Origin of the sequence: Bordetella genomosp. 9 (assembly GCF_002119725.1) — a bacterium.
GTDB lineage: Bacteria > Pseudomonadota > Gammaproteobacteria > Burkholderiales > Burkholderiaceae_B > Bordetella_C.
The window spans coordinates 1467858-1493507 of the sequence record NZ_CP021109.1; the positions used below are offsets into that span (position 1 = coordinate 1467858).

The window sequence follows — 25650 nt, forward strand, 5'->3', positions numbered from 1 at the left end:
CCCAGGACGCAAATCCGAACACGAGGGGATGAACGATGAGGTCGCGCGCGAATGCGGGCAGCGAAGCCCCGGCGCTGCCCAGGCTGGACGACATGCAGGGGCCGGTGAACCAGCGCATCTACCGGGCCTTGCGCGAGTCGATCGTCAAAGGCGTTTTCCCGCCAGGATCGCCGCTATCGGAAAAAGATATCTCCGATCGCTTCGGCGTCTCGCGGCAGCCGGTGCGCGAAGCCTTCATCAAGCTGGGCGAAGCGGGCCTGGTGCAGGTGCTGCCGCAGCGCGGCACTTTCGTCATGAAGATATCGCCCAAGCGCGTCGAAGATGGCCGCTTCATTCGCGAAGCGGTTGAAGTCGCCGTGGCCGCCAGGGCGGCGGAACGCGTCACGCCGGCGCAGATCGACGCCATTGCGGGCCTGCTGGCCGGCCAGCGCGCCGCCGCGCGCCGCAACGACACGGCGGCCTTCCTCGACCTGGACGATGCCTTTCACCAGGCGGTCGCCAACGCCGCCGATTGTCCGTCGGTCTGGCAGACGATCGAAAACATCAAGGCCAACATGGATCGCGTCCGCTATCTGAGCCTGGCGGACGTGACTCCGCTGGACGTGCTGATCGCACAGCACGAAGCCATCTTCGAAGCCCTGCACGCCCGGGATGCGCAGGCGGCGCGCGCCGCCATGCAGCAACATCTGCGCGAGCTTACGATCTCGTTCGAACCGATACGCGCGCGCAATCCGGATTGGTTCGGCGTCGCCGAGGGCTGAGCCGCATGCCGCGCGCATCGCGCGGCGCGCCGGGCGGTCATTGGGCGCCTTGCCGGAACGGCGTGTGGGACGACAGCGCTTCGCGGTAATCCTGCATCGCGGCGCCTTCCTGGTCCAGGAAGTCCGCGATGGCATGAGCGAAGCGGCGGTCGGCGATCCAGTGGGCGGAGTACGTAGGCGTGGGCAGCAGCCCGCGCGCCATCTTGTGCTCGCCTTGCGCCCCGCCCTCGAAACGATCGATGCCGTTGGCCAGGCAGTATTCGATGCCTTGCACGTAGCAGGTTTCGAAGTGCAGCCCGGGAACGAATTCCAGGGTGCCCCAATGTCGGCCGTAAAGCGCGGCGCCGTCCGTCATGTTCAGGGCCGCGGCGATGGGCGTGTCCCCGCGGCAGGCCAGTATCAGGACAAACGCATCGGGCATTGCGCGAAGGGCGCGTTCGAAAAAACCCAGGCTCAGGTACGGCGAAGACCAGTGGTTCCGGTAGGTCTCCTGATAGCAGCGATGGAAGAATCGCAAGGTGTCGCCGTCGATCTGCTGGCCGCGCAGCCACCGGAAGGAGATGCCGGCGGCGGCGACGCGCTTGCGGTCCTGCCGCAGCTTTTTGCGCTTGTCGTGGTTCAGCGCGCCAAGGAAGGCGTCGAAGTCGGCATAGCCCTCGTTACGCCAATGGAATTGCACGCCCTCGCGCACCAGGTAGCCGGCGTCGCGCAGCGCCGCCAGATCTTCTCCGGCGGGAAACAGCACGTGCAGGGACGACAGCTTCAGCCGCGCCGCCAGTTCCATCGCGCCGCGCGCCAGCGCCACGCGGTCTTCATGCGCGGCCGCCAGCAGGCGCGGCCCCGTCACGGGCGTAAAAGGCACGGCCGACAACAATTTCGGGTAGTAGCGAAGGCCATGCCTCGCGAAGGCATCGGCCCACAGCTGATCGAACACGTACTCGCCGCGCGAGTGCCCCTTGACGTACAGGGGCATCGCGCCGGCGAGCCCGCCGTCGCGCCACAGGCTCAGGTACAAGGGCGACCAGCCGGTATCCGGGGACGCGCAGCCGGTATCGTGGAGGGCGGACAGGAAAGCATGCTGTAGAAACGGCTGCGGGCCCGCCAAGGCGTCCCATTGGGCCGGGTCCACATCGTTGAGGGTATCCAGGACTTGCAGGCGTAGGTCGGCGGTCATGATGTTTCACAGGCAGGCTCAGGCAGTATAGGGCAGCCGTTTTCAAGTACGCTTGCGCGATGGTCGATGTTTTCGTTTCTTCCGCCGGCGGGCCTTGCCGGGTCGATGGCTGCGCCGCCGATTTGCGGCGCTCGGCGCTGCATGCGCTTGCTCTATCTTCGTGGCCGGACAAGCTGGCCGCCGTTCAGGCCATTCCGGCCGATGCGCCGGTGGACGTCGAAGCCGTACTGGCGCCCAGCGGGGAATTGCCCGGCCGGCCGGCCCGCCCCGAACTGGTTCCGCCCGCGCAGCTCAAGCCGCGGCCGGTCGGCACGCCCGACGGCCGCGCCGCGCTCATCCATGCCCTTGCGCATATCGAGTTCAACGCGGTCAATCTGGCCCTGGACATCGTTTGGCGCTTTCCCGGCATGCCGCCGGATTTCTACCGCGACTGGATGCGCGTGGCGCGCGAGGAGGCCGGGCACTTCCGGCTGCTGGCCGGGCATCTGGCCACGCTGGGACGGGCGTACGGCGATTTTCCGGCCCACAACGGGCTATGGGAGATGGCGGAAAAAACCCGCGACGATGTGGCCGCGCGGTTGACCCTGGTGCCGCGCGTGCTGGAGGCGCGCGGCCTGGACGCGTCGCCGCAGATCCGCGACAAGCTGCTATCCGTGGGCGATGAGGCCGGCGCGGCCATCCTCGACATCATCCTGCGGGACGAGATCGGCCATGTGGCCATCGGCAACCGCTGGTGGCGCTATCTGTGCGAGCGCCATGGACGGGACAGCGTGGACTGGCATGCGGAGCTGGCGCGCCGCTATGCCGCGCCCAGGCAGCGCGGGCCGTTCAATTTGCAGGCGCGGCGCGCGGCCGGCTTCGATGAGGCGGAGCTATCCGCGCTGGCCGGGCAAGCCCAGGGCGGTGCGGCTCAGCCCTTGGCGCCGCCCTGCGCCAGATAAGCAATCATCTCGGGCACGGCGGCGTCGGCGATGCCCGCCCGCGTGGCGGCGGCATAGGTGTCGCGTACCGCCTGGGCCGTGCCGCGGGGCGCGCCGGTTTCTTCCGCCATGGTGGTGTAGTACCCCATGTCCTTCAGCGCATTCGAGATGGAAAAGCGGAAGTTGCCCGTATCGCCGGATTCGATGAAGGGCCGCAGTCTTTCCAGCACCACGCCGCCGCCCCCGCCCTTCGCCAGGATATCCAGCAGTACGGCGGAATCGACGTTGGCAAGCTTCGCGCATGCCGCGGCTTCGGCGAGCACCGCGGAAAAACCCAGGGATACATAGTTGTGCAGCAGCTTCAAGCGATGGCCCGAGCCGACCGGGCCGGCATGCACGATGTTTTCCGCATAGGCCTGCAGGACCGGTTTGCATTCTTCGAACAGCGCCGGGTCGCCGCCGACGATCAAATTCAGGCGCCCCTCGGCGGCCTCCTTCGGCGTGCGTGTCATGGGCGCATCCAGGAAGCGTCCGCCGGCGGCTTGCACCGCCTGCGCGACCTTCAGCGTGGACGAGGGTATGGCGGTGGAGCAATCGATGACGATCGTGCCGGGCCGCATCCCGGCCAGCACGCCCTCGGCCTTGAACAGGACGTCTTCCACTTGCGGCGTTCCGGTCACGCACAGGATGACCACGTCGCTCCTGCCCGCGACTTCCGCCGGCGTGGAGGCCTTGGCCGCGCCGCGCGCCAGCAGATCGTCCACCGGTTGGTTGCCGGGATGATCGAGCAACACCAGCGGGTAGCCGGCCTTGACGATGTTGAAGGCGATGCCGTGGCCCATCTGGCCCACGCCGATGATTCCGATACGGATTTTGCCGGCCTGCATGTCTCGTCCTCCTTTGGAAGCGGATGGCCGCCCCGGACTGGAGGCGGGAGGCCATCATATAACGGCCGCCCCTGCGTGGCGCTTACGCCCGTCCAGCCAGTTGCTTCATCTCGGCAATGAGCGCGTCAGGCACATTGACGCCGCTTTCCCGTGCCTGCCGCGCCAGACCGGCGCGGCGCTGCCCGGGCAGGCGCACGCCCTCGTCGGCCAGCATCGCCGCGACCAGGGTTTCCACGCGATCCAGATAGGCGGCCCGGCCGGCCAGGGCGTCCGGGTCGATGACCAGGAAAGCCTGGCCGATACGCGCCCGGTTGCCTTCCTCGGTGAAGAAGGAATCGGCCTCGAAGCCGAAATGCGCGCCGGTCAATGCGCAGGCCAGCAATTCCACCGTAAGGGCCAGCATGGCGCCTTTGACGCCTCCCATGGGGAGCATGCTGCCGGCCAGGCCCGCCTTCGGATCTGTCGTGGGATTGCCCTGGGCGTCCAGGGCCCAGCCGATGGGAATCTGCTTTCCTTCGCGGGCGGCAACCATCAGCTTGCCGCGCGCCACTTCGGAAAGCGAAAGGTCGATCACCAGCGGCAGTTCGTCGCGGCGCGGAAAGGCGGCCGCGATGGGGTTCGTGCCGAACAGGGCGCGCTTGCCGCCCCACGCCGGCATGGCGGCGGGCGAATTCCCCATTGCCAGGCCGACCATGCCGGCGCGCGCGACCGCGTCCAGATGGTAGGCCGCGACGCCGAAGTGATGGCTGTTGCATACCCCCGCGAACGCCACCCCGTTCTCGCGCGCCCGCCTGATCGCCTGTTCGATGGCCAGGGCGCAGGCAGGGAAGGCCAGACCGTCCGCGGCGTCCACCAGGACCGCGCCGCCGCGCTCGCGCGCGATGCGGGCTACGGCGGCGCCGTCCGCGCGGCCATTGCGCAGATGCGTCGCATAGAAGGGCACGCGCGAAACGCCGTGCGAGGCGATGCCCTGCGCTTCGGCGTAGAGCAGGGCGCGAGCGGTATGCGCGGCCATCTCGGGGCTCGCGCCGGCGCCTTGCAGCGCGGCCACGGCCAGTTCATGCAGCGCGTCGAGTTGAATCGTTGCCATCTTTCCTTCCTGGTGTCGGCTGGTCAGCCTTGCTTCAATGTTTCCGCCACCCGCTGCGCCACCATGTCGGAGACACGTGTATTCGCCTCTTCGGACAGACCCGCGATGTGCGGCGTCAGGATCAGATTCGGCGCGCCCGCCAGCGGGCTGCCCGCCGGCAGCGGCTCCTCGCCGAAGACGTCGATCGCGGCACCCGCCAGCTTGCCGGCGCGCAACGCCTGCGCCAGCGCGGCTTCGTCGACGATGCCCCCGCGCGCGGTATTCACGAGCACCGCGCCGTCCTTCATGGCGGCGATGCGAGATGCATCGAACAGGTTGCGGGTATTTTCGGTCAAGGGGATGTGCAGCGTGACCGCGTCCGATTGCGCCAACAGCATCGCCAAGGCCAGCGGCGTCACGCCGGTTTCCGCCCAGACCGGATCGTCTTCGGCCAGCATCGGATCATACGCGACCACGCGCATGTCCAGCCCGCGCGCCAGCCGCGCCGTCAGCCGTCCGATGCCGCCGAAGCCCACCACGCCAAGCGTGCGGCCATCGATTTCGTGGCCGTTGGACATGGCCGCTCGCGGCCATCCGCCTTCGGCAACCTGCGCGCTGCCGTGGAAGACGCCGCGCGTCAGGACCAGGACGCTGGTAACCACATATTCGGCCACGGCGCGCGCATTGGCCCCCGTCGCCGGCAACACCGCGATCCCGCGTTCACGGCACGCCGCCACGTCGATGTTGTCCAGGCCCACGCCCAGCCGGCCCACCGCCTTCAGGGCGCGTCCGGCGGCCAGCACCTCGGCGTCCACGCGGGTCCGGTTGCGTACGATCAGGGCATCGGCCTGCGCCAGCGCGCGCAGCAGATCGGCGCGGCGGTCCACCAGGTCCGGCTCGTACCGGACATCGAAGTCGCGCCGCAGCCGATCGGCGGCCGCGGCGTCCATGAACTCGGAAATGACGATATGCATGGCTGCGGGCTCCGGGTGTCAACCGACTTGAATGTTGGCCTGGTGAATGGTCTTGCTCCAACGCGCCACCTCGCTGGCCAGGTACTGCTTGAATTCCTCGGGGCCGCGCGGCTGCGCGACGAAGCCCAGCTGGCTCAGCGTCTTTTTCATCTCCGGCTGCGAGACCTGTTTTTCGATGGCCTTGCCGATGCGTTCCACCAGTTTGGGGTCGGTGCCCGCCGGGGCCATGACGCCGGTGAAATTCTCGACGACCAATTCCGGCAAGCCAGCTTCCGCCACCGTTGGCACATCGGGCAGATCCGGGCTGCGCTGCTTGGTCGTGACGGCCAGGGCCCGCAGCTGGCCGCTTTTCACGTAGGAAAGCGATTCCGGATAGTTGGAGAAGATCACATCCAGCTGTCCGCCGATCAGATCGGTCAGTGAAGGCGCGCCGCCCTTGTACGGGACGTGCAGCAGCTTGGTGCCCGTCAATTGCTGATACAGCGCCAGGGTCAGGTGCGGCGGCGTGCCGTTGCCGCTGGAGCCGGCCGACAACCCGCCGGGCTTGGCCTTGGCGGCGCGCGTCAGATCATCCAGCGTCTTGATGTCGCTCTTGGCCGGTACCACCACCATCATCGACGATGACGCCAGGCCTGCCATGGGCACCAGGTCTTTCATCAGGTCGTAGCCGGCCTTGCCCGCGAACAGGGTGGCGTTCGCCGCGTGCGACATGGTGATCGCCAGCCATGTGCAGCCATCAGGCTCGGCGCGGGCGACATAGGCGGCGCCGATGTTGGCGCTGCCGCCCGGCTTGTTTTCGACCACGATGTTCCAGCCTTCCGCGGACGTGACGGCCTTTGCGACCTGGCGCGCGGCCACGTCGGTCAGGCCGCCGGGCGGAAAGGGTACGACGTAGTTGATCGGTTTCGAGGGCCACTGGCCGCCTTGCGCCAGGGCCTTGGAAAGCGGCGTCAACAGGGTGAGTCCGGCTGCACCCATCGCCGCCAGGGTGGAACGGCGGCCAGCCGAAAGCGGCAGAGCCGTGGATACGCGTTTCATGGGGTGTCTCCTCCGATTTGGGGACGCCCGCGCAAGCGGGTGTGCGCGGGCGGGCGGCGCCCGGCCATCTGCGGGCCGGTGCGCCAGGGAATGTCAGCCCCTGCGCCGGTACGTCTGAAAAAGCCGGCCTGGGGCCGAGGCGCGGGCGCTGCCAGCCGGAACCGGCAGCGCCAACGCCGGCGGACGTCAGGCGCTTTCGAACAGGCGCGTCAGCACGAACTCGCGGTGACCCAGCGCTTCGGCGGAGGTCCAGCGGCCGTTGACCGTGGCGAGCATGCACTCCAGCAGTTTGTCGCCGGCCTGGTCCAGGTCGATCTCACGCTGCAGCAGGCCAGAGGTGTCGACGTCGATATGCTCGGACATGGTGCGCACCGTGCGCGGGTTCGCGCAGATCTTGATGACCGGCAGGATGGGATTGCCGATCACGTTGCCCTGGCCGGTCGGAAAGAAGTGCACGACGTATCCGGAAGCGGCGCAGAGGGTGACCATTTCCGCCGCGGCCGAGGACGAATCCATGAACCACAGGCCCGGATGGGTCGGCGTTTCGGCCTTGTCCAGTACGCCGTCCACGCGGCATTTCTTGCCGATCTTCTGGATGTTGCCCATGGCCTTTTCTTCGATCGTCGTGAGGCCGCCGGCGATGTTCCCCTTGGTGGGCTGCGATTCGGACAGGTCGCTGGTCTTCCAGCGATCGATCATTTTTTGGTAGCGGTCGAACATGAACATGAAGCGTTCGCGCACCGCGTCGTTGGCACAGCGTTCGGCGACGATGTGTTCGCCGCCGGTCAGTTCGGAGGTTTCGCCGAAGACGAGGGTCGTACCGAGCGGATACAGCTTGTCGAAGGCATTGCCGACCGTGGGGTTGGCGCCGCAACCCGACGTGGTGTCCGACTCGCCGCATTTGGTCGAGACCCACAGATCGCTGATCGGACACTCCGTGCGCTGCAGGGACGTTGCGTAATGGACGAATTCCTTGGCGGCCTTGGAGGCGCGCATGATGGTGTCCAGGTCGCCGTGCAGTTCGATCGAGAAACCGGCCACCGGCTTGCCGGTTGCGGCGATGGCGTCCACCACGCGCTTGGTCCAGCCTTCCTCGATGCCGATCACGACAACGGCGGCGACGTTGGGATTGCAGCCGGTGCCGATCAGGGTGCGGAAATGCAGCTCCAGATCCTCGCCGAATTGCAGGCGCCCATACGGATGGGGCAGGGCCATCGTGCCCTTGATGTTATTGGCAACGGCCTCGGCGGCGGCGTTGGAGATATCGTCCACGGGCAGCACGATGACGTGGTTGCGCACGCCGACGCGGCCGTTGTCGCGGCGATACCCGCGGAAGGTGGTGGATGCGGAAATAACAGCCATGGAAGTTTCCCCTTACCAACGCTTGGTCTTGATGTTGTGAACGTGCGCGTGCTGGCCCACCTGGATGTCGGCCACCACCTTGCCAATGTCGACCCCGTACTTGTAGACGGTGTCGCCGACCTTCATGTCCTTGAGCGCGACCTTGTGGCCGATGGGAATGTCCTGCTTGGCCTTGACCTGGATGACCTTGTCCTCATCCATGATCCAGGCGTTCAGATCGGTGCCCGCGGTGATGCCCTCGACGACGGCCACGGCGACCGTGTCCTTCGCGTCGTGCAATACGGCATGAATCATGTCCTTCCTCCTGGTGGCGGCACGGCCGATTGCACCTTGCGCCGTGCCCGCTGTTGATCGTGCCAGCCATGTTATTTTCGAATTTCATGCATGTCAATCAAATCATATATATGAATTGAGGTGGCGAATTGAGGAGGCGGCGAAGGACGCATGAGGCGGCGCTTTGGGGGCAGGAAACGGGGCCGCGGCCTTGTGGGGCCGCGGCGCACGAGCTCAGGGACGGCGGGCTGCGCGGCGCTGGCCGACGGCCGCGGCCAGCTGGCGCAGCACCGGCTCGGTCTGCGCCCACCCCAGGCACGCGTCGGTGATCGAAACGCCGCGCCGCAGCGGCGCGCCCGGTTTCAGGTCCTGGCGTCCTTCTTCCAGGTGGCTTTCGATCATGACCCCGGCAATGCGGCCATCGCCGCCGGCGATCTGGCGGGACAGGTCGGCGGCCACTTCCACCTGCCGGCTGTGCGACTTGTTCGAGTTCGCGTGCGAGCAGTCCACCATGACCTTTTCACGCAGGCCGGCGCGCTTCAGGATGTCGCAGCAGGCGTCGATGCTGGCGGCGTCGTAATTCGGGCCTTGTTTGCCGCCGCGCAGAATCACGTGCGTATCGTCATTGCCGCGGGTTTCGAAGATCGCGGCCATGCCCATCTTGGTCATGCCCATGAAGGCATGCTTCGCCCGCGCCGCGACGATCGCGTCGGCCGCGATCTGGACACTGCCATCGGTGCCGTTCTTGAATCCCAGCGGACAGCTCAACCCCGAAGAAAGCTGCCGATGGCTCTGGCTTTCGGTGGTCCGTGCGCCGATGGCGCCCCAGGCGATCAGATCCGCGATGTATTGCGGGCTCAGCAGGTCCAGGAATTCCGTGCCGGTCGGCAAGCCGAGTCCGGCGATGTCCAAAAGCAGTTCACGCGCGCGGCGCAGACCTTCGTTGATGCGGTAGCTGCCGTCCAGGCGCGGGTCGTTGATATAGCCCTTCCAGCCGACCGTGGTGCGCGGCTTCTCGAAATACACACGCATGACGATCAGGAGGTCTTGCCGGAATTCATCGGCGGCCGCCTTTAGCAGGCGGGCGTAATCCATGGCCTGATCGTGGTCGTGGATGGAGCAGGGGCCCACGACCGCCACCAGCCGATCGTCCCGCCCGTGCAGGACGTCGGCGATGGCCGCGCGCGTGCCCTCCACCAGGTCTTGTATGGCCGGCGAAACCGGCAATTCATCCAGCAGAAGGGCGGGGGAAATCAGGGGGCGGACCGCGCCGATGCGCACGTCGTCGATACGTGTGGTATCCAGGGTGGAGTCGGCGCTGCCGACCTCGCGGTCGTGGTGAGGGTCGTCCAGACGGTTCAAAACGGTTCTCCAGGGCAATCCGCGATTTTATCCCTCCGGGCCTAGGGGCCGCCGTCCCTTCCACACGCTTGCTTACCGTTTATGCAGCGCGCAAAAGCGCACGGATTGTTACCTTCTGTCGTTATAACGGTGTACATTTCTGTCCGGCCAATGCTCATCCATGTGGGCATGCCGGGAGGGGCCCGATTCATCGTTTCTTGGGGCCAAGCGTCGCAGACGCTGAGCGCCTGAAGATGCGGCGAGCCGCGGCGGCCGTTTTTCACAGGAGAGCAATGATGATGGGCAAGCGTTGTCTGGCGGAGTTTTTCGGTACGTTCTGGCTGGTGTTCGGGGGATGCGGATCCGCTGTGCTGGCGGCCGCCTTTCCCGATCTCGGTATCGGTTTTGCCGGCGTGGCGCTGGCGTTTGGCCTCACGGTGGTCACCATGGCCTACGCGGTGGGCCATATTTCCGGGGGGCATTTCAATCCTGCCGTGACGTTCGGCGTGTGGGCCGGCGGCCGCTTCGCGACCAAGGACATCGTGCCGTACGTGGTTTCCCAGGTGGCCGGGGGCCTCGCCGCTGGCGCAGTCCTGTACGTCATCGCCAGCGGGAAAACCGGCTTCGACCCGACCGCCGGCTTCGCGTCGAACGGCTATGGCGCCCATTCGCCCGGCGGGTATACGCTGGCGGCGTGCATGGTCGCGGAATTCGTCCTGACGGCTTTCTTCCTGCTCGTCATCCATGGCGCGACCGACAAACGGGCGCCCGCCGGCTTTGCGCCGCTGGCCATCGGTCTGGCCCTGACGCTTATCCACCTTGTCAGCATCCCGGTGACGAATACCTCCGTCAACCCGGCCCGCAGCACCGGCGTCGCGCTGTTCCAGGGTAGCTGGGCGGTGGACCAATTGTGGATGTTCTGGCTGGTGCCCATCCTGGGCGGCATTGTCGGCGGCGTGGTGTATCGCTGCCTATCCGCGCCCGAGGCCGGCAGCCAGGACCTGGGCGCCGTCCACAAATCGGCCGCGCGCGCTTGATCTGAAGACGCTGGCGTCCCTTGGCCTGAACGCGGGCAAGGGACGCCGGGCCTTGACGATCGGCCCTGCCTGGTGTGTAACCCTGATCATGGCTACCACCAGCGCGGGCATCCTGATGTATCGGCGGGCGATCGACGGTCCGCTGCTTCTTCTCGTCCATCCCGGCGGACCGTACTGGTCCAGGCGCGATGACGGTGCCTGGTCGATTCCAAAGGGCGAGATCGGGCCTGGCGAAGAGCCCGCCGCCGCGGCGGTGCGCGAGTTCGAGGAAGAACTGGGCGTCGCCCCGCAGGGCAAGCTGTGGTCGCTGGGGCAGGTGCGGCAACGCGGCGGCAAGCTGGTCATTGCATTCGCGGTCGAGGGCGACTTCGAGCCCGCGCAACTTCGCAGCAACACCTTCGAAATGGAGTGGCCGCCCAGGAGCGGCCGCCTGCAGCGCTTCCCAGAGGTGGATCGCGCCGCATGGTTTTCGCTCTCGCAGGCCCGAGAAAAAATTCTGCCCGCCCAGGCGCCGTTGATAGAGCGCCTGTGGCACGTGCTCGTCAACGAGGATCAGCGCTGACTCGCTGTCTCGGGGCTGCTGAATCGGACATATCCTTTCCGCCCAAAGGGGCACCAAACGGCCGGTGGCGCACACTGACGCCTTTTTTTGCGATTTAGGAGAGCATGAATGCGCATTGGCACCGGCCGCGCCGAAACCCCCACGATTCCGTTTCCGCAGGCTGAGCACTTCGCCGATACGGCCACGTCGAAGCGTCGACAGACACGCGCGGTGTTCTATTACGGCGCAACAGGGGCGCCGGAAACCTCCCGCGCCGGACAGCCCCAGGATTCCAACGCGCCAGCGATATCGATGGAAAAGGCGATGGCGGCACTATCGAAACTGGGCGCGCTGTCTCAGCAGGCGCGCAAGGCCGCCGATGCATGGCAGGCGTCGCGTCGTCCTGAAGACCGCGCCCGGCTGGAGGCGTTGCTCGAGCGCGATGTCGCTGCGCTGAGAAACGTTGCTTCCAGAATGTCGGCCTGACGCCGGCTGGCTGTCGATCCCACCGGTGTGTGCGTTCCCTATGCTTGGGCCGGCGGGCCGGCGGGGCGGCCGGGTTCAGGCCGCTTTCTTCACGGGTTCGGCGGCTTTTACGATCACATCGCGCATATGGGTATCGCCCCAGGTCTTCAGCGCGCGAATCACCGGCCCCAAGGTGCGTCCGCGTTCGGACAGGCGGTACTCAACGCGCGGGGGAACCTCGGGATAGACGGTGCGGACGATCAATTCATCGCTTTCCAGCTCCCGCAGCTGATTGGTCAGCATGCGTTGCGTCACATTGGGCAGACGACGGCGCAGTTCGTTGAACCGCAGCACTTTCTCCAAGGACAAGTGGTAAAGAATCACGCCTTTCCACTTTCCGTCGATGACGCTGAGTGTGGCTTCGACGGCGCAGCCGGGGCTGCAGTCGAGTCGATCGTGACGGGTTCGCGGCATATATCGGCTCCAACGGGGTAGCAGGGGGGTAGTAGGGGTAGTATCTTTTTTGACACTATGGGCGGTTTATGTGCGTTCTTGCACGGTGTCGTTATACGTAGCATAGTCGCTTTCATGGATGACGGCCATCGCGCCCATCGGTACTTTTTGAAGGAGAACCTCCATGAAAGCGGTTGCGTACTACAACAATCTTCCCATCGGCGACGCCAAGTCGCTGGTCGACATCGAAGTCGACAAGCCCACTCCCGGGCCGCGCGATCTGCTGGTCCAGGTGCAGGCCGTATCGGTCAACCCGGTAGACGTCAAGCTGCGCTCGGGCGCCACGCCGCCGGCCGGCCAGCCGCGTATCCTCGGCTATGACGCCGTTGGCGTCGTCGAGGCCGTGGGCGCCGGCGTCACGCTGTTCAAGCCGGGCGATGAAGTGTTCTATGCCGGCGCGATCGACCGTCCCGGCACCAACGCCCAATACCATGTGGTGGACGAACGGGTCGTCGGCGCCAAGCCGCGCAGCTTGAACGCCCAGCAGGCCGCCGCGCTCCCGCTCACGTCGCTCACGGCGTGGGAGCTGCTGTTCGGCAAGCTCGGCGTGCCTTTCGGCCGCATGATTTCCGATGACGCGATCCTTATCGTGAACGGCGCCGGCGGCGTGGGATCCATCCTGACGCAGCTGGCGCGGCGCCTTACCGGCCTGACCGTCATCGCCACCGCCTCCCGTCCGGAAACCATCGCGTGGTCCAAGGCCATGGGCGCGCATCACGTCATCGATCATCGCCGGCCCTTGAACGAAGGCCTGAAGGAAATCGGCATCCCGCAGGTCCGGTATGTCGCGGGGCTGACCGCCACGGACAAACATCAGGCCGCCATCCTGGAAGCGCTGGCGCCGCATGGCGCGTTGGCCTTGATCGACGATCCGCAGGCCTTCGACATCGTGCCCTTCAAGCGCAAGAGCCTGTCCGTGCACTGGGAGCTGATGTTTACGCCCACGCTCTATCAAACGCCCGACATGGTGGGGCAGCACAAAATCCTGATGGAAGTCTCGGCGCTGGTCGATAGCGGCGTCCTGCGATCCACGCTGCAGGAAGACTACGGCCCCATCAATGCCGAAAATCTCAAGCGCGCGCACGCCGCGATCGAAAGCGGCCGCGGCATCGGCAAGATCGTCCTGAGCGGCTTCTGAGCCGTCGCCTTCACGGAGCGCACATCATGAAGTTGAAGCGAACGATTCCGGCATTGGCCGCCGTCCTCTTGCTGCAATGGGGGGCTGCCGCGCATGCCGACGCCGGGCTGCGCCGCATCGAAACCGTAGCCACCTTCAACGATGCCATGCCGACCGGCGTGGCGGTCAGCGGCGGCGGCCGCATCTTCGTCAACTATCCGCGGTGGGGCGACGACGTCCCCTTCACCGTCGCGGAAATCGTCAACGGCAAGGCGGTGCCGTACCCGGACGCCGCCTTCAACAAAGCCGATCCGGATCGTCCCGTCGATACGCTGATCAGCGTGCAAAGCGTGGTGGCGGATGGCAGCGGCCGGCTTTGGATCCTCGATACCGGGGCCCCGGCGTTCAAGCCGCCGATCCGCGGCGGCGCGAAGCTGGTCGCCGTTGACCTGAACACCAACCGCATCGCGAAGATCATCGTTTTGTCCGACGATGTCGTCCTGCCGACCACCTATGTGAACGACGTCCGCTTTGACTTGAGGCAAGGGAAAGAGGGCGTGGCATACATAACGGATTCGTCGATGAGCGGCCCCGGCGGCATCATCGTGGTGGACCTCGCCACCGGGCGCGCGTTCCGGCGGCTGAGCGGCGACCGCACCACCTCGCCGGATCCGGATTTCCAACCGGTCATCGACGGCCAGCCGCTGATGGTTCGTCCAAAAGGCGGCAAGCCCTCGAAGTTCCGGGTGGCGAGCGACGGCATCGCGCTGTCCGCCGATGGCGGCACGCTTTACTACTCGCCGCTTTCCAGCCGTCATCTCTATGCGGTACCCACGGCGGAGCTGCGGGACCGCTCCATCAGCGACGCCCAGCTGTCGCGGCAGGTCAAGGATTTAGGTTTGAAAGGGGCGTCCGACGGGCTGGAAGCCGACGACCGGGGCCGCGTTTACGCCGGCGACTACGAAAACCATCGCGTCCGCATGTTCGAAAACGGCCAGTGGACGACCATCGCGGAGTCCTCCGAAATCCAGTGGCCCGATACCTTCGCGACAGGCAGCGACGGGTATCTGTATTTCACCGCCAACCAGCTGGATCGCCAGCCCAATTTCCATGAGGGCGCGGACCTGCGCCGCAAGCCCTACAAGCTGCTGCGCATTCCGATCGATGGCGGCCCGGTGTCGTTGAAGTAAGGCTGGCAAGGCGCCGGCATCAGCGCCCAAATTCGGACGCGCTCATGATTGAAGGCGCCTTCACCGCTATGTAAGCCCGTGCGCGTTGGAGTCTCCCATCAGCGCCGGACGCGGCGGGTCCCCTGTGGGTGCAATCCGATTTTTATGAATCCTTTCTCACACGAGAAAACACAGCCCCAGGCCGTAGCCAGCGAAACGACGAGATACATAACCCATGGCAAGAATATCAAGTCGTTCCTGTATGGGGCTGGACTGTCCCAGGGTGATTCCGAAAGAGGGCGTATGGATTGAGACCGCTGAGTCGCCTGGGCCTTAGCCAGCCGACAGACCGGACCGGCCGGCATCATCCACGTGATCCGACAATGCGTGCGCCGCGGCTCCAGTCGCTCGCCATCTGAGCGCCAGGGCCAGCAGGGCTGCGCACGTTCCCACCGCGGTCACGCCCAACCAGCCGAAGTTGGCCAGGGCCAGGCTGCCCAGCACGCCGCCGATCGCCATGCCGACGAACACGCCGACCATCAATACGGCGTTCAACCGGCTGCGGGCGGCAGGATCCAGCCCGTACACGATCGTCTGATGCGAAATCAAGGCAACCTGGATGCCGAGGTCGAAGCCGACGGTGCTCAAGCCCAGCAGCCACAGTGCGCCCGTGGCCGGCAAGGAAGGCATCAGCACCATCGCGGCGAAGGACAAGGCCGTCAGGCCCGCTCCGGCTTTGCTGACCACGCCCGGACCGTGACGATCCGCCATGCGGCCCGCCACCGGCGCGGCCAGGGCGCCCACGGCACCCGCGATGCCGAATGCGCCCGCCGCGCTGGGGCCCAGGTTGAAAGGCTGGCCGTGCAGCATGATCGCCAGGGTCGACCAGAACGCGCTGAATGCGAGCGACAGCATCCCTTGCGACCACGCGGCCAGACGCAGGGCAGGGTGCTTGCGCCATAGTTGTCCGATGGAAGCCAGCAAGGCGGCATAAGGCAGCCGGGTCGTCGGTGCGAACGAAGGCAGGCCGCGCCACAGGATCACTGCCAGCACCAGAACGGCGAAGGCTGCGGCGTGGAACATCGTGCGCCAGCCGAAGTGGTCGGCAACAAACCCGCTGATGACACGCGACAGCAAAATCCCGAGCAGCAAGCCGGTCATTACCGTGCCCACGGTCTTGCCTCTTTGATGCGGCTGGCTGAGGACCGCTGCAGCGGGAACGATGTCCTGAGCCAAGGTCGCGGAAAGTGCGATGGCGAAGCTGGCCGCCAGCAAGGCGCCGGACGATGGCGCCATACCGCTGGACAGAAGCGCCACGCTGAGGAGAACGGCCTTGATCAGGATGATGCGCTTGCGATCGTAGCGGTCGCCAAGCGGCGCCAGGAACAGGATGCCAGCGGCGTAGCCCAGTTGCGTCAAGGTCGGCAGCCAGCCTACTGTCCTGCCGCTGGCGCCGATATCCGGGCCAAGGACGCCCAGCATAGGCTGGATGTAATAGAGCGATGCGACGCCGATTCCGGCCGAAATCGCAAGCAGCAACAGCAGTAAAGGGGAAAGCGGGCGATATGCTGTCTGCCCTTCATGCGTTGGTCGTATGGTTGCCATGATGTAGTCCAGAGTTCGCTGTGGTGCCGCATTCTGTCCTCAAGAGAGACGATGCGGTAGACGGCTCCGACGAAGATCGGTTATACGTCTGACGCATGGCCGATCCGATAACCGACAAAGGCGGCGCCGACCGCCTGACCCTCATCGATACGTTCGTGCGTATCGTCAATGCCGGCAGCCTCAGCGCCGCCGCCGAACAGTTGGGCGCAACGCAGCCCACCGTAAGCCGCCGGCTGCAGGCGCTGGAGCGAGCTGTGGGCGTACGCCTGATCCAGCGTTCCACGCATGGCATGCAACTTACCGAAGACGGACGACGCTGCTACGACCGGGCCGAGGAGCTGATCGCGTCCTGGCAGGCCTTCGACAGCGAGGTGCGTGGAGCCGGCCAGCAGCCTGTGGGCACCCTGAGGATCGTCGTGCCCCACGCCTTCGGCCAGCAGCGCTTCGTCGGGCCGCTGGCCACCTATCTGGAGCGCTACCCCGGGATGCGGGTGGAATGGCTGCTGAACGACCGCATGCCGGATTTCGTGGCGGACGGAGTGGACTGCGCGATTCGTGTGGGCGAGGTCGCCGACGAATCCGTCGTCGCGATCAAGCTGGGCGACGTGCCACGCATCATCGTCGCCGCCCCGTCCTTGCTGCCAAACGGCGTCGTGCCGCAGCATCCCGGCGAGCTGGCGGGGCTTCCCTGGCTGGCCCTGCGCACCTTCTATCGCGACGGGATCGCCCTGAGCAATACGGCCACCGGCGAATCCGTACGCGTGCCGATCCAGCCGCGCATGGCGACCGACAGCCTGTATGCCCTGCGCACCGCCGCCATACTGGGGTTAGGCGTCGGGGTGGCATCGACATGGATATTCGAGGAAGACCTGCGCGAAGGCCGGCTGCGACAGCTCGCGCCGCAATGGCAGGCCAGCGCGCTGCCCCTTTACCTTGTCTACCCCGCGAGCCGGCTGCAGCCGCGCAGGCTGCGCGCTTTCATCGATACGATGCGCGCGGAACTGGGGCAGTGGTTGAACATAGGGCCTCAAGCGCTGGGGTAGCGCGACGAGGCGGTGAGGCCGGCCCGCGATGCTCCCGTATCCCTGCGGGTTCGCATCCCCGTCTCGACGACCGGTTCGGCAATCCGCCGATCCGCCTGGTAGGGGCGCAGGCAAAAAAATAGCCAGCTTATAGGGCTGGCCATCTTCTAACGTCTTGATTTCCCTGCGAATCTGGTGGAGCCGGGGGGAATTGAACCCCCGTCCGCAAGCCCTCTGCAGGCAGTTCTACATGCGTAGTCGACCTATTTGGTTTTAACCCTGGCCTTAGCCAGCCGACAGGCCGGACCAGAGCGATTCACGTAATTTAAGCATGGACCGTGTGACCCCAGTACATGCCGATTCTTTGTTCGATGACACTGCTGCGGTTCGAGGTTGCCCTCTAGGAAGTTTTACCTTCCTCCGCCTGACCCAAAGACAAGTCAGTGCAGCGGCTCATTAAGCGTTAGCGGCTTGAGCGAAGAACGCGTCGTTGGCGTTTATGGTTTTCCAGTGGATTTACGAGCGGACTGGTGCTCGGCATGCCCTGCACTGTTTCGCGACCCACGTCGAATCCGGATCGGCCCCAGTTGTCTCCATTGTACTCTCAATGGGATCTTGATGCTGCCTTATCGCCCCCGCTGTGCGGCAGACAAAAAGGCGGCAGTTCCACGTATATAGGGGCAAGATGCGGCCAATCAAGCCCGAGATCGCAAAAAGCACCCATAGCTCAGGCCGTGGATGCTTGCGCGCCCGGCATCACGCTTTCAATCGCTTCCCATAGCGCTTCAGGACTATCCGCGCGGGCGTCGGCTTCCCACAGGGTGACGTCATGGTCGCCGCCCAGGTAGCCGTAGGCAGCGGCAACGGCCGGCATGCCGGCGGCGTGCGCAGCTTGCACATCGCGCAGGTCGTCCCCCACATACACGCACTGGCCGGTGGCGTAGCCCGCATCGCGGGCGGCGTGGAGCAGGGGGTCGGGGTAGGGCTTGGCGCGCGGCGCGGTATCGCCGCAGACCAGCGTGGCGGCTTCGTCCGTCAGGCCGAGAAACTCGACGATGGGAAGGGTCAGGCGGGTCACCTTATTGGTGACGATGCCCCAGGCATGGCCTCTGGCGCGGATGTCGTTCAACAGCTCCCGGATGCCCGGGAAGAGCCGTGTTTCCACGGTAGAGCTGGCGGCATAGTCTTCCAGAAACTCGGCGCGGGCCGCCTCGAATTCCGGGTGATCCGGCAGCATGCCCAGCGCCACCCGCAACAGGCCGCGGGCGCCTTGTGATGCGACGGGACGCAGCAATTCGTAGGGCATCGGCTCCAGCCCGCGGCGCACGCGCTGGCGGTTCGCAGCCCCCGCCAGATCGGGGGCGGTATCGGCGAGCGTTCCGTCGAAGTCGAACAGGATCAGGGCGCTCATTTGCGCGTGCTCATCAAATAGTTCACCGAGGCGTCGGAGCCCAGGGCGTAGATCTGCGTGATTGGGTTGTAGGTCATCCCGGTTATCTGCACCGGCTCCAGACCGGCAGCCCGGGCGGCGGCGGCCAGCTCACTGGGCTTGATGAAGTTCTCGTAGCTGTGCGTGCCGCGCGGCAGCAGGCGCAGCACGTATTCGGCGCCGACGATGGCAAAAAGAAAGGATTTCGCGTTGCGATTGAGCGTGGAAAAGAAGACCCAGCCGCCCGGGCGGACCAGGGTGGAACAAGCGCGCACGACGGACGCGGGGTCCGGTACGTGCTCAAGCATTTCCATGCACGTGACGACGTCGTATGCGCCCGGCTGCTCTACTGCCAGGTCCTCGACGGCGACGGCACGGTATTCCACCTTGACGCCGGACTCCAGGCCATGCAGTCGTGCGACCTTCAGGGACTTCTCAGCTAGATCGATGCCGGTGACGTCCGCTCCGTCGGCAGCCATGCTTTCGGACAATATTCCGCCGCCGCAGCCCACATCCAGAACCCGCTTGCCTGCCAGGGTGCCGACGCTCTGGCGTATCCAATCCAGCCGCAGCGGATTGATGGCGTGCAAGGGCTTGAACTCGCTGTCGGGGTCCCACCACCGGGCAGCCAGGGCGCTGAATTTGGCGAGCTCAGCCTGGTCGGCATTGGCGGCGGGGGAGGTGGGCGTGTGGGTCATGACGGGAAATGAGTAATGAAGGCTTATATATATTAGAGGCGTGCCGCCTGGCGTGCCTGTCTCTGTCATCGGCCCGCCAGGAAGGCGGGCCGGCATGGAGATGCCCAGGGACCCGCCGGCGCCCCGCTGGTTCCGTCTACCGGGAACGCGTCACGCCTCGGCGCCCGGCACAGAAAGACAACCGAGCAGGCGAAAAAAAAGGCCTCGCCGAAGCGAGGCCCTTCATTGTAGCGTCGGCAGCGATTACTGACCGGCCTTGCGGGTACCGACGATTTCGATTTCCACGCGGCGGTTCTTGGCGCGGCCAGCGGCGGTCTTGTTGTCCGCGATCGGCTGCGATTCGCCCTTGCCCTGCGTGTAGATACGGTCGGCCGGGACGCCCTTGCTCACCAGGTAGGTCTTGACCGCGGCGGCACGGCGCTCGGACAGCTTCTGGTTGTAGGCTTCGGTACCGATCGAGTCGGTGTGGCCGACGGCGATGATCGTTTCGAGGTCGATGGTTTGCGCTTGCTGAGCAACTTGATCCAGCAGTTGGCGGCCTTCCGGCTTCAGGGTCGACTTGTCGAAGTCGAAGAAGGTGTCGGCGTTGAAGACGACCTTGGCGGCCATCGGGGTCGGAGCCGGAGCCTTGGGCGCGGCTTGCGCAACGGGCACGCCGTCGCAACCCGGGATGCCGGTGGCAGGGGTCCAGAACGCGTCACGCCAGCACAATTCGTTGGTGCCGTTTTTCCACACGTTGCCGAACGGGTTGCGCCAGTTGTCGACGGTCTGGGCCGAGGCTGCACCGGAGGCCGTAACGGCGGCAAACGCGAGCGCCAGAGCGAATTTGGAGGGTTTGTTCATGTTTCTCCTCGTTGAGCTTGAAGCTGGATAAGTGACTCGCAGCGAACCCCCGCCGCTATCAGGAAAACGGGGCCAGTATAGCAACGCCAAGAACAGGTTCAAAGGATTGCGACTGGGTTTCCTGCGTGCTGGAAACAATCTTAAGGCATTTGTCGTGCACTGGCCCGCGCATTCATGCCGGACTGGACCATTTCGCCGCCCAGTCCTTGCCCTATGTTGGTTTTTGGCAACAGGCCGGGAAGCGTCGCGAAACCGCCATGGATGAGCACGGCGGCCCCGGGCCAACCCGTTTCCGGCCCCGCCGCCGGAGGCGGCTGCGGCGATTGGAATGATAGAATTTCCTGTTTCCCCGACGCATGCCGCACTCGCGTCCGCGGCTTCAGGTCGTTCCAGACCTGCCCGCGAACCGGACCGTGCGGCGGTCGGGGCCAGGTCGTCTGGCCGCCGGCGGTCGCCATGGGGCCACGGCTTCAATCGAGTCGCCACTGCTTATATATATGGATTCCTTCGCCAAGGAGACGCTTCCGGTATCGCTGGAAGAAGAGATGCGTCGCAGTTACCTCGATTACGCCATGAGCGTGATCGTGGGCCGGGCCCTGCCCGATGTGCGCGACGGGCTGAAACCCGTGCATCGGCGTGTGCTGTTCGCCATGCACGAGCTGAACAACGACTGGAACCGCCCATACAAAAAGTCCGCTCGTATCGTTGGCGACGTCATCGGTAAATATCACCCGCACGGCGATCAGGCGGTATACGACTCGATCGTGCGCATGGCCCAGGACTTCTCCCTGCGGTACATGCTGGTGGACGGGCAGGGCAACTTCGGCTCCATCGACGGGGACAATGCCGCGGCGATGCGGTATACCGAAATCCGCCTGTCGAAGATCGCTCATGAGCTGCTGGCTGACATCGACCAGGAAACGGTCGATTTCGGGCCCAACTATGACGGCAGCGAAAAGGAACCGCTGCTGTTGCCGTCGCGATTGCCCAACCTGCTGGTGAACGGCAGCTCCGGCATCGCGGTGGGGATGGCGACGAACATCCCGCCCCACAATCTGCATGAAGTCATCGACGGCTGCCTGTACTGCCTGCGCAATCCGGAATGCACGGTGGACGAGCTCATCGAGCTGATCCCGGCGCCGGATTTCCCCACTGGCGGCATCATCTACGGGCTGTCCGGCGTGCGCGAAGGCTACCGCACCGGCCGCGGCCGGGTCGTGATGCGGGCCAAGACCCACATCGAAGACATGGAAAAGGGTAACCGTCAGGCCATCGTGGTCGACGCGATCCCGTTCCAGGTCAACAAGAAGACGCTGCAGGAACGCATCGCCGAACTGGTCAACGAGAAGAAGATCGAGGGCATTTCCGATATCCGGGACGAGTCGGATAAGGAAGGCATGCGTTTGGTCATCGAGCTCAAGCGCGGCGAAGTGCCGGAGGTTGTTCTCAACAACCTCTATAAGAATACGCAGCTGCAGGATACCTTCGGGATGAATCTGGTGGCGCTGGTCGATGGTCAGCCGCGCCTGCTCAACCTGAAGCAGCTGGTGGAGTACTTCCTGCAGCACCGCCGGGAAGTGGTGACGCGGCGCACGGTTTTCCAGTTGCGCAAGGCGCGCGAGCGCGGCCACGTGCTGGAAGGTCTGGCCGTGGCGCTCGCGAACATCGACGAGTTCATCGCCATCATCAAGGCCGCGCCCACCCCGCCGGTGGCGCGGCAGGAATTGATGTCGCGGTCCTGGGACTCCTCGCTGGTGCGCGAGATGCTGGCCCGCGCCGATGGCGAAACCCCGGGCGGCATCGCTGCCTACCGGCCGGACGACCTGTTGCCCAGCTACGGCATGCAGAGCGACGGCCTGTACCGCTTGAGCGACACGCAGGCGCAGGAAATCCTGAACATGCGTCTGCAGCGCCTGACCGGGCTGGAGCAGGACAAGATTGTCGGCGAATACAGGGAAGTGATGGAGACCATTGCGGACCTGCTCGACATTCTCGCCAAGCCGGAACGCATTACTTCGATCATCAGCGACGAGCTGCAGGCCATCAAGGCGGAATTCTCCACGGCGGCCAAGGACGTCCGGCGTTCCGAAGTCGAACTGAACGCCACCGAGCTGGATACCGAGGATCTGATCACGCCGACCGATATGGTCGTGACGCTGTCGCATGGCGGTTATATCAAGAGCCAGCCGTTGTCCGAGTATCGCGCCCAGAAACGTGGCGGCCGGGGCAAGCAGGCCACGGCAATGAAGGACGATGACTGGATCGACCAGCTCTTCATTGCCAACACGCACGATTATCTGCTCTGCTTCTCCAACCGCGGCCGCGTGTATTGGCTCAAGGTGTGGGAAGTGCCGCAGGGCACCCGCACGTCGCGCGGCAAGCCCATCGTCAATATGTTCCCGTTGGCCGAAGGTGAAAAGGTCAACGTTGTGCTGCCGGTGAAGGAGTTCAGCGAAGATCACTACGTGTTCATGGCGACTTCGCGCGGGACGGTAAAGAAGACCCCGCTGTCCGACTTCTCCAACCCGCGCAAGGCCGGCATCATCGCCGTTGATCTGGACGAGGGCGACTATCTGATCGGCGCCGACCTGACCGACGGCAAGCACGACGTCATGCTTTTCTCCGACGGCGGCAAGGCGGTGCGCTTCGATGAGAACGATGTGCGCCCGATGGGCCGCAATGCGCGCGGCGTGCGGGGCATGATGCTGGAAGAGGGCCAGGCGGTCATCGCCATGATCGTGGCCGGCGACGAAGCGCAGAGCGTTCTGACCGCCACCGAAAACGGCTTTGGCAAGCGCACCCCCATCACCGAATACACGCGCCATGGCCGCGGAACCAAGGGCATGATCGCCATCCAGACGTCTTCCCGCAACGGCAAGGTCGTTGGGGCAGTACTGGTCAAGCCCGAGGATGAGATCATGCTCATCACCACGGGCGGCGTGCTGGTGCGTACGCGCGTGGCGGAGATCCGCGAAATGGGTCGCGCGACGCAGGGCGTGACCCTGATCAGCGTGGACGACGGCAGCCGTCTGTCGGGCGTGCGCCGGGTGGTGGAAAGCGATGCCGACCTCGACAGCGAAGCCGAGGCCCAGTGCGACCCGACTGGCTCCGAGCCCGGTACGGCGGACGGCGGCGATTCCAGCGATTCCAGCGATTCCAGCGAGTCTAACGAGCCGACGGAGGAATGATGGCGCGTCTGTGGAATTTCTCGGCGGGGCCGTCGGCGCTGCCCGAGGCGGTGCTCAGGCAGGCCGCCGAAGAGATGCTCGATTGGCATGGCAGCGGCGTGTCCGTGATGGAGATGAGCCATCGCGGCAAGCACTTCGTCCAGATCTGCGACGAGGCGGAACAGGATCTGCGCGAGCTGCTCGGCGTGTCGGACGATTACGCCGTGCTCTTCATGCAGGGCGGCGCGACGGCCGAAAACGCCATCGTCCCCATGAACCTGATCGGCCGGCGCGGCGCCGGCGCGGCGGACTATGTGCTGACCGGCCAGTGGTCGGTCAAGTCGCACAAGGAAGCCGCCAAGTACGGGGACGTGCACGTCGCGGCCTCCAGCGGCAGCGAGACCGAGCTGGACGGCAAAACGCAAAAGCCCTGGACCTGGGTGCCGCCGGTCGAAACCTGGAAGGTCCGCAAGAACGCTGCCTACCTGCATTTCTGCAGCAACGAAACCATCGGCGGCGTGGAAATCGCGGACTGGCCCACGGCCGGGCAATTGGGCGTGGATGACGTTCCGCTGGTCGTCGATGCCTCGTCCCATTTCCTGTCGCGCCATCTGGATGTGTCGCGCACTGGCATGGTCTACGCAGGCGCGCAGAAGAACGCGGGCCCGGCGGGCGTGACGGTCGTGGTGATCCGCCGCGACATGATCGGCCATGCCTTGCCCATCTGCCCTTCCGCCTTCGACTACGCCAATGTGGCGCCGGAGCATTCTCGCTTCAATACGCCGCCCACCTATGCGATCTATATCGCCGGCCTGGTGTTCAAGTGGATCAAGGCGCAGGGCGGCGTGGCGGCGATGGAACGCATGAACATTGCGAAGTCCGAGCTGCTGTACGGTTACCTGGACAACTCCGGCTTTTACCGCAATCCCGTCCACGCGCCTGCGCGTTCGCGCATGAACGTGCCATTCGTCCTGGCCGACGAATCGCTCAACGACGCTTTCCTGAAGGGCGCCGACGAGGCGGGGCTGACCCAGCTGAAGGGGCACAAGAGCGTGGGCGGCATGCGGGCGTCCATCTACAACGCGGTGCCCCTGGAGGCGGTGCAGGCGCTCGTGGCCTATATGCAGGACTTCGAGCGACGCCATGGCTGATTCCCTCGCCGACAAACTGCGGCCCTTGCGTGAGCGCATCGACGCGATCGACGCGCAGATTCTGGAATTGCTGACACAGCGCGCGCGGACGGCGATGGAGGTGGGCGAGGTGAAGCACGCCGAAAATGCCGACGGGCCCGTGTTGCGGCCGGACCGCGAATCCGAAGTGGTCCGCCGCCTCCAGCAGCTGAACAACGGGCCGCTGCCGCGCGAGGCGGTGGCCGCCATCTGGACAGAGATCGTGTCCGCGTGCCGGGGCCTGGAGCGCGGCCTGACGCTCGCCTACCTGGGGCCGGAAGGCTCCTATTCGGAACAGGCCGCGCTCGAGCATTTCGGTCATGCCGTCAACAAACTGCCGTGCCCGTCCTTCGACGAGGTTTTCCGCGCTTTGGAGGCGGGGCAGGCGGACGTCGGTATGGTGCCGGTGGAAAATTCCACCGAAGGCGCGGTCAATCGGACGCTCGATCTGCTGCTCAATACCACGCTGACGGTGATGGGCGAGCGCTCCTTGGTGATCCGCCACTGTCTGATGTCCCAGGACGGCACCATGGACGGCGTGAAGACCGTCATGGCGCATCCGCAGGCGCTGGCGCAGTGCCAGGTCTGGCTGAGCCGCAATCACCCGGACCTGGCGCGTTCCGCCGCCGCCAGCAACGCCGAGGCGGCGCGCGTCGCGGCGCAGGATCCGACCGTGGCGGCCATCGCCGGCGAGTCGGCGGCGGCGACCTGGGGATTGCGCGTCGTGAGCGCCGGCATCCAGGACGATCCCCACAATCGCACGCGTTTCCTGGCGCTGGGTTCGATTCCGTCGCAACCCACCGGCAACGACAAGACCAGCCTGATCCTGGCCGTACCCAATCGTGCGGGCGCTGTCTACGAGATGCTTGCGCCGCTGGCGGAGAACAAGGTTTCCATGACGCGCTTCGAATCGCGTCCCGCTCGCACGGGCCAGTGGGAATACTATTTTTACGTCGATGTGCTGGGGCACGCACAGGATCCGCATGTCGCCCGCGCGTTCGACGCCCTGCGGTCGCAAGTGGCTTTCTTCAAACTTCTCGGCTCCTATCCCGCGCAATGAAGGCGCCCTGCGCCGT

24 protein-coding genes and 1 other RNA gene are annotated in these 25650 nt (G+C 65.4%); 11 read left to right on the plus strand and 14 right to left on the minus strand.

Translation table 11 applies throughout. The features are described from left to right. Positions 1-35 precede the first annotated feature (35 nt). Entirely contained in the window at positions 36-761 is a 726-nt protein-coding gene (locus CAL13_RS06760) for a GntR family transcriptional regulator (RefSeq protein ID WP_198297928.1), read from the plus strand. 37 nt (positions 762-798) lie between these two features. Here CAL13_RS06760 and CAL13_RS06765 read toward each other — a convergent pair whose 3' ends face one another. Further along, positions 799-1935, minus strand: a complete 1137-nt coding sequence (locus CAL13_RS06765; RefSeq protein ID WP_086071893.1) for a GNAT family N-acetyltransferase — start codon at positions 1933-1935, stop codon at positions 799-801. 59 nt (positions 1936-1994) lie between these two features. On the opposite strand from CAL13_RS06765, the gene CAL13_RS06770 reads away from it, so the two are divergent. Further along, on the plus strand, positions 1995-2876 hold the full coding sequence (locus CAL13_RS06770) for a ferritin-like domain-containing protein (protein ID WP_086071894.1): 882 nt from the start codon (positions 1995-1997) through the stop codon (positions 2874-2876). Here CAL13_RS06770 and CAL13_RS06775 read toward each other — a convergent pair. The 7 genes from CAL13_RS06775 to CAL13_RS06805 all read right to left on the minus strand — a co-directional run bounded on the left by CAL13_RS06775 (position 2846) and on the right by CAL13_RS06805 (position 9820). Continuing rightward, positions 2846-3742: an NAD(P)-dependent oxidoreductase gene (locus CAL13_RS06775; RefSeq protein WP_086056725.1), complete on the minus strand. Its 897-nt coding sequence runs from the start codon at positions 3740-3742 to the stop codon at positions 2846-2848. The genes CAL13_RS06770 and CAL13_RS06775 overlap by 31 nt on opposite strands. 82 nt (positions 3743-3824) lie before the next feature. Further along, positions 3825-4832 (minus strand): Ldh family oxidoreductase, encoded by a 1008-nt coding sequence (locus CAL13_RS06780; RefSeq protein ID WP_086071895.1) that lies wholly within the window; start codon positions 4830-4832, stop codon positions 3825-3827. A 23-nt stretch (positions 4833-4855) separates the two neighbouring features. Further along, a complete protein-coding gene (locus CAL13_RS06785) occupies positions 4856-5785 on the minus strand; it encodes a hydroxyacid dehydrogenase (RefSeq protein ID WP_086071896.1) in 930 nt (309 codons plus the stop codon). A gap of 18 nt (positions 5786-5803) precedes the next feature. After that, on the minus strand, positions 5804-6823 hold the full coding sequence (locus tag CAL13_RS06790; protein ID WP_086071897.1) for a Bug family tripartite tricarboxylate transporter substrate binding protein: 1020 nt from the start codon (positions 6821-6823) through the stop codon (positions 5804-5806). A 186-nt stretch (positions 6824-7009) separates the two neighbouring features. Further along, positions 7010-8185, minus strand: coding sequence for a UxaA family hydrolase (locus tag CAL13_RS06795; protein ID WP_086056729.1), 1176 nt, complete (start codon positions 8183-8185; stop codon positions 7010-7012). A gap of 12 nt (positions 8186-8197) precedes the next feature. Next, the gene (locus tag CAL13_RS06800; RefSeq protein WP_086056730.1) at positions 8198-8479 is read right to left on the minus strand and encodes a UxaA family hydrolase; all 282 of its coding nucleotides are present in this window, start codon (positions 8477-8479) and stop codon (positions 8198-8200) included. 213 nt (positions 8480-8692) lie between these two features. Further along, positions 8693-9820 (minus strand): 3-deoxy-7-phosphoheptulonate synthase, encoded by a 1128-nt coding sequence (locus CAL13_RS06805; protein WP_086056731.1) that lies wholly within the window; start codon positions 9818-9820, stop codon positions 8693-8695. Between the two features lie 272 nt (positions 9821-10092). Between CAL13_RS06805 and aqpZ the strand changes: the two genes are divergently transcribed. The 3 genes from aqpZ to CAL13_RS06820 all read left to right on the plus strand — a co-directional run bounded on the left by aqpZ (position 10093) and on the right by CAL13_RS06820 (position 11863). Beyond that, entirely contained in the window at positions 10093-10836 is a 744-nt protein-coding gene (gene aqpZ / locus CAL13_RS06810) for an aquaporin Z (protein ID WP_232467784.1), read from the plus strand. 88 nt (positions 10837-10924) lie between these two features. After that, positions 10925-11398 (plus strand): NUDIX domain-containing protein, encoded by a 474-nt coding sequence (locus CAL13_RS06815; RefSeq protein ID WP_086071898.1) that lies wholly within the window; start codon positions 10925-10927, stop codon positions 11396-11398. Positions 11399-11506: 108 nt separating this feature from the next. Next, the gene (locus CAL13_RS06820) at positions 11507-11863 is read left to right on the plus strand and encodes a hypothetical protein (RefSeq protein WP_086056733.1); all 357 of its coding nucleotides are present in this window, start codon (positions 11507-11509) and stop codon (positions 11861-11863) included. Between the two features lie 75 nt (positions 11864-11938). On the opposite strand, the gene CAL13_RS06825 is transcribed toward CAL13_RS06820, so the two are convergent. Continuing rightward, positions 11939-12316, minus strand: coding sequence for a winged helix-turn-helix transcriptional regulator (locus CAL13_RS06825; RefSeq protein WP_086071899.1), 378 nt, complete (start codon positions 12314-12316; stop codon positions 11939-11941). A 163-nt stretch (positions 12317-12479) separates the two neighbouring features. Here CAL13_RS06825 and CAL13_RS06830 point away from each other — a divergent pair, with 163 nt between their 5' ends. Both CAL13_RS06830 and CAL13_RS06835 read left to right on the plus strand, forming a co-directional pair. Beyond that, on the plus strand, positions 12480-13493 hold the full coding sequence (locus CAL13_RS06830; protein ID WP_086071900.1) for a zinc-binding alcohol dehydrogenase family protein: 1014 nt from the start codon (positions 12480-12482) through the stop codon (positions 13491-13493). A 26-nt stretch (positions 13494-13519) separates the two neighbouring features. Continuing rightward, positions 13520-14662 (plus strand): L-dopachrome tautomerase-related protein, encoded by a 1143-nt coding sequence (locus tag CAL13_RS06835; RefSeq protein WP_086071901.1) that lies wholly within the window; start codon positions 13520-13522, stop codon positions 14660-14662. Between the two features lie 312 nt (positions 14663-14974). Here the strand turns inward: CAL13_RS06835 and CAL13_RS06840 are convergent, their stop codons facing one another. Continuing rightward, complete coding sequence (locus tag CAL13_RS06840) at positions 14975-16246, minus strand: MFS transporter (RefSeq protein ID WP_086071902.1); 1272 nt, start codon at positions 16244-16246, stop codon at positions 14975-14977. Between the two features lie 95 nt (positions 16247-16341). Between CAL13_RS06840 and CAL13_RS06845 the strand changes: the two genes are divergently transcribed. Next, positions 16342-17289, plus strand: a complete 948-nt coding sequence (locus CAL13_RS06845) for a LysR family transcriptional regulator (protein ID WP_086071903.1) — start codon at positions 16342-16344, stop codon at positions 17287-17289. 172 nt (positions 17290-17461) lie between these two features. Here CAL13_RS06845 and ssrA read toward each other — a convergent pair. From ssrA to ompA, 4 genes are all read right to left on the minus strand, one after another. Continuing rightward, positions 17462-17853: a transfer-messenger RNA gene (gene ssrA, locus CAL13_RS06850) on the minus strand. 142 nt (positions 17854-17995) lie between these two features. Beyond that, on the minus strand, positions 17996-18679 hold the full coding sequence (locus CAL13_RS06855) for an HAD-IA family hydrolase (protein WP_086071904.1): 684 nt from the start codon (positions 18677-18679) through the stop codon (positions 17996-17998). Continuing rightward, positions 18676-19395 (minus strand): bifunctional 2-polyprenyl-6-hydroxyphenol methylase/3-demethylubiquinol 3-O-methyltransferase UbiG, encoded by a 720-nt coding sequence (ubiG, locus tag CAL13_RS06860; RefSeq protein ID WP_086071905.1) that lies wholly within the window; start codon positions 19393-19395, stop codon positions 18676-18678. The genes CAL13_RS06855 and ubiG overlap by 4 nt, the downstream gene beginning before the upstream one ends. Positions 19396-19638: 243 nt before the next feature. Then, positions 19639-20238: an outer membrane protein OmpA gene (ompA, locus tag CAL13_RS06865; protein ID WP_086056742.1), complete on the minus strand. Its 600-nt coding sequence runs from the start codon at positions 20236-20238 to the stop codon at positions 19639-19641. Between the two features lie 497 nt (positions 20239-20735). Between ompA and gyrA the strand changes: the two genes are divergently transcribed. The 3 genes from gyrA to pheA are packed head-to-tail and all read left to right on the plus strand — an operon-like array spanning position 20736 to position 25634. Further along, on the plus strand, positions 20736-23426 hold the full coding sequence (gene gyrA, locus CAL13_RS06875) for a DNA gyrase subunit A (RefSeq protein WP_086071907.1): 2691 nt from the start codon (positions 20736-20738) through the stop codon (positions 23424-23426). Beyond that, on the plus strand, positions 23423-24556 hold the full coding sequence (gene serC, locus CAL13_RS06880) for a 3-phosphoserine/phosphohydroxythreonine transaminase (RefSeq protein ID WP_086071908.1): 1134 nt from the start codon (positions 23423-23425) through the stop codon (positions 24554-24556). Before gyrA ends, serC begins: the two co-directional genes overlap by 4 nt. Beyond that, positions 24549-25634: a prephenate dehydratase gene (gene pheA / locus CAL13_RS06885; RefSeq protein WP_086071909.1), complete on the plus strand. Its 1086-nt coding sequence runs from the start codon at positions 24549-24551 to the stop codon at positions 25632-25634. The genes serC and pheA overlap by 8 nt, the downstream gene beginning before the upstream one ends. Positions 25635-25650: the final 16 nt, after the last annotated feature.